Annotated in this window: 3 protein-coding genes and 1 pseudogene; 2 read left to right on the top strand and 2 right to left on the bottom strand. The window is 49.9% G+C overall.

Translation table 11 applies throughout. The features are described from left to right. Positions 1-110 precede the first annotated feature (110 nt). Together ACTBDZ_RS15770 and coaA are read left to right on the top strand one after the other, a co-directional pair. Positions 111-452, top strand: a pseudogene (locus ACTBDZ_RS15770) (GNAT family N-acetyltransferase); the annotation flags it as partial. Positions 453-652: 200 nt separating this feature from the next. After that, positions 653-1,603 carry a type I pantothenate kinase gene (gene coaA, locus ACTBDZ_RS15765; protein WP_438816015.1) on the top strand — a complete coding sequence of 317 codons (951 nt, stop codon included), beginning with the start codon at positions 653-655 and terminating at the stop codon, positions 1,601-1,603. Positions 1,604-1,641: 38 nt separating this feature from the next. Here the strand turns inward: coaA and birA are convergent, their stop codons facing one another. Then, a complete protein-coding gene (birA, locus tag ACTBDZ_RS15760; RefSeq protein ID WP_438816014.1) occupies positions 1,642-2,601 on the bottom strand; it encodes a bifunctional biotin--[acetyl-CoA-carboxylase] ligase/biotin operon repressor BirA in 960 nt (319 codons plus the stop codon). Then, positions 2,598-3,635 (bottom strand): UDP-N-acetylmuramate dehydrogenase, encoded by a 1,038-nt coding sequence (murB, locus tag ACTBDZ_RS15755; protein ID WP_438816013.1) that lies wholly within the window; start codon positions 3,633-3,635, stop codon positions 2,598-2,600. Before murB ends, birA begins: the two co-directional genes overlap by 4 nt. Between the last annotated feature and the right edge of the window lie 246 nt (positions 3,636-3,881).

Here is a 3,881-nt window from a genome sequence, read left to right as displayed (position 1 = left end):
ACAGATGGATACTATAGCTCAAGCAATTAAGGGACACAGCCTAGGAATGCCGAACAGTATTCGCATCACGTAACAATCGACCCGATGGGGCACAGTCGTTACAAGTTCTGATTTATTCAACAAAGCCGCTTGAACTGTGCCAGAAAAGCAATGGGTTGAACCGGGCAGAGGTGCAAAAACTGCTGGTACACAGCCGCGCGCGTCGCCAAGGTATTGGCCGTAAACTGCTGTCGGTGCTTGAAACAACCGCCTTTGAGCTCAATCGTGGCCTGCTGTATCTGGATACTCAGGCGGGTTCCCCGGCAGAAGCCTTTTACCGCATGCAGGGATATCGCTATCTGGGGGAAATTCCTGATTATGCCAGTGCGCCCGATGGCAGTTATCACCCTACCGCCATCTACTACAAGCGCCTGTTTGTCGCCAATAAGATGACACCAGCTTTGGCAAGTTAATCGTTTCCTGACGCCATTGCGTCAGGAAATATCATATTGTTGTCTTCTTTTCTGCGTGTCCAACGTGTAACCTGCCTGACATCTACTAATCGAGTCACAACATTACCGTGTATGACCACCCGCGGCTTATACTTCCTGCTCATACAACACATGGGCAGTTTCGCCTCCAGGCAGGATGGTCTATAGGATAAATTGGACAGATGAGAGACAGCGAGCAACCTTTGGCAACACCCTACCTACACTTCGATCGCCGTCAATGGGCTGCATTGCGCAATTCAGTACCATTAACGCTGACAGAAGAAGAAATCATCCGGTTAAAAGGGATCAATGACGAGTTGTCACTCGATGAAGTTGCCGAAATCTATCTGCCTTTATCACGTCTGCTTAATTTTTATATCAGCTCAAACCTGAGACGCCAGGCAGTATTGGAGCAATTTCTCGGCACTAACGGGCAGCGTATTCCCTATATTATTGGCATCGCAGGCAGCGTCGCGGTTGGCAAAAGTACTACCGCGCGCGTATTGCAGGCGTTGCTAAGCCGGTGGCCTGAGCATCGTCGAGTTGAATTGATCACCACAGACGGCTTTTTGCGTTCCAAACAGGTGCTTAAAGACAGAAACCTGATGCAGAAAAAAGGGTTTCCTGAATCTTACGATATTCATAGTCTGATGAAATTTGTATCGAATATAAAATCGGGGGCTAAAAAAGTCACTGCACCAATATATTCACACCTGACTTACGATATCGTGCCAAATAGCAATAAAGTGGTGGAGCAACCGGATATTCTTATCCTCGAAGGATTAAACGTTTTGCAAAGTGGAATGGATTATCCACACGCACAACCACGCACTTTTGTTTCTGATTTTATTGATTTTTCTATATATGTCGACGCATCGGAAGAATTATTAAAATCCTGGTATATAAACCGGTTTTTGAAATTCCGTCTTGGTGCATTCTCTGATCCTAATTCTTATTTTCACGAGTATGCAAAATTAACGGAAGAGCAAGCAGTGACAATTGCGACCAAAATTTGGCGTGATATCAATGAACCTAACTTGCACCAAAATATTTTGCCTACCCGTGAACGCGCCAGCTTGATTATGACCAAAAGCGCTAATCATGCCGTTGACTATATGCGTTTGAGAAAATAGCAATATTACAGGACAGTGGGGGGAATCCCCCCTACTGGCTATTTGCCACGCAGTGAGATTTCGCCACCAATGTAGGCCTTAATCTCACCGTTCTCTTCGAGTAACAGCGCGCCCTGCTCATCAATTCCGCGTTCAATCCCATGGATCTCGCGCTCGCCCATAATCAATTTCACCGGGCGATTATAGTAATTATCGATGGCTTGCCAGCGAGGGATGAACGAGCGTAGTCCGCCTTGTTCAAACACTTCCAGCGCGTTACTCAATTCAGTGATAAGCGTAGCGGCCAAAATATTACGATCGATATCGATCCCGGCTTCTTGCAGGTTGATCCATTCCTGCGTCACGCCTTGCCCCGAAGAGGCCCGCATCCGCAAGTTGATGCCAATACCGATCACTAACTGCGCCGCATCTCCCGTTTTTCCCATCAGCTCAACCAGAATGCCGGCCAGTTTGCGATCGTGCATATAGAGATCGTTGGGCCATTTGACTTTGACATCATGTGCACCGAGGCGATGCAGCACTTCTGCAATCACGATACCAATAGCTAGGCTCACCCCCACCGCAGCCGCAGGCCCCTGCTCCAAGCGCCAAAACATGGAGAGGTAAAGGTTAGCGCCAAACGGTGATTGCCACTGACGACCGCGACGACCACGACCAGCCTGCTGGTACTCTGCCACGCACGCATCGCCAGAGTGCAAGCTCTCCAGCCGGTCTAGCAGATACTGGTTGGTCGAATCAATGACAGGCAGTACCGCAACGTTATTTGCTGGGAGTGCGGCACGAATAACATTCTCGTCGAGCAATTGCATCGGTTCAGGCAAGCTGTACCCTTTCCCTGTAACGGGAAACACATCCAGTCCCCACTCTCTGATGGTTTGGATATGTTTGTTAATCCCTGACCGGCTCATGCCCAACAGTTCACCGAGGTATTCACCTGAGTAAAACTCACCGTCGGAAAGGATCTTGATGAGCGTTAAAGGGACGCGGATATCTTTCATGACAGCACCTCTGTCGCGCTTACTTCACCCTTTGAAGCAATAAAGCGCACTTCCGGCTCAAGCCAGAGTGCAAATGTCTCCGCAACGCTATTACGCACATAACGCGCCAGCGCGACGATATCGCCACTCGTCGCCTCATCAAGGTTGACCAGCACCAGAGCCTGCTGCTGATGAACCGCCGCACCGCCAATGCGGTGCCCTTTTAACTGGCACTGGTCGATAAGCCAGCCAGCAGCAAATTTAACCGTACCATCGGGCTGCGGATAGTGTGGCGCATTGGGATAACGCATCAAGATAACCTGTGCTTGCTCGGCGCTAACGACGGGGTTTTTGAAAAAACTGCCCGCATTTCCCATCAGCGCCGGATCGGGTAATTTCTTACGCCGCATCGCACATACCGTAGTAAAAATAGCATCAGGCGTCGCGGTTGCAGGATCGAGCAGCGCCAAATCACCATAGCCCAACAGAGGCATCCAGGACTTAGTCAGATGCAGACCTACTGCAATAATGGCAAATCCCCGACGGTATTCATGCTTAAAGATACTTTCACGATAGCCAAACTGGCACTGCTCAGCACTGAGGCGAGTCACCTGATTGAGGGTAAGATCCAAGACATCGACGTATGCGCAAAACTGCTTAAACTCAGCGCCATAAGCGCCAATATTCTGGATGGGAGCCGAGCCGACGCAGCCAGGGATTAGCGCCAGATTTTCCAGTCCCGACACGCCCTGTTGCAGCGTGTACTCGACCAGATGATGCCAGTTCTCACCGGCACCGACGTGCAGATACCATCCGCGATCATCCTCAGTAATCTCAATCCCTTTTATGCGGTTAACAATAACAGTCCCTGCAAAATCTTCCAAAAACAGGACATTGCTACCCTCCCCCACAATCAACACCGGTTTATTCTGTTCACTCGCATGACGCCAGGAAGCGGCCAACGAATCCGGTGTATCGGCGCAGACGATCTCATCGGCATAAACGGGCAAAGAGAAGGTGTGGTATGGCTTAAGGGATGTGACACTGCTTGTCATCAGAACGTACTCTCCAGATTGAATACGCCGTAGTTTACCCGATCCCGCACGCCAAATCTCTACGGTCCGCGGGCATCTTCGATCCCTGAGTGAGCAATGAAAGGCGAACCATTCCTGATGATAAAAACCCTAGACCACCAAAAATCACGCACAGCAAAAAGGGCTGTCCTCTCGGACAGCCCCTTCGCTTAATTAAAACCTGGCAGTTCCCTACTCTCACATGGGGAAGCCCCACACTACCATCGG

The sequence above is a fragment of the Symbiopectobacterium sp. genome, assembly GCF_051710365.1.
GTDB lineage: Bacteria > Pseudomonadota > Gammaproteobacteria > Enterobacterales > Enterobacteriaceae > Symbiopectobacterium.
The sequence above is the reverse complement of the archived record's forward strand: the minus strand, read 5'-3'. Positions and strand labels throughout refer to the sequence as shown.

Bases quoted from the DNA above. Each gene is read 5' to 3' on its own strand.
- murB (WP_438816013.1), bottom strand. From the start codon at position 3,635: ATGACAAGCAGTGTCACATCCCTTAAGCCATACCACACCTTCTCTTTG.
- coaA (WP_438816015.1), top strand. From the start codon at position 653: ATGAGAGACAGCGAGCAACCTTTGGCAACACCCTACCTACACTTCGAT.
- birA (WP_438816014.1), bottom strand. From the start codon at position 2,601: ATGAAAGATATCCGCGTCCCTTTAACGCTCATCAAGATCCTTTCCGAC.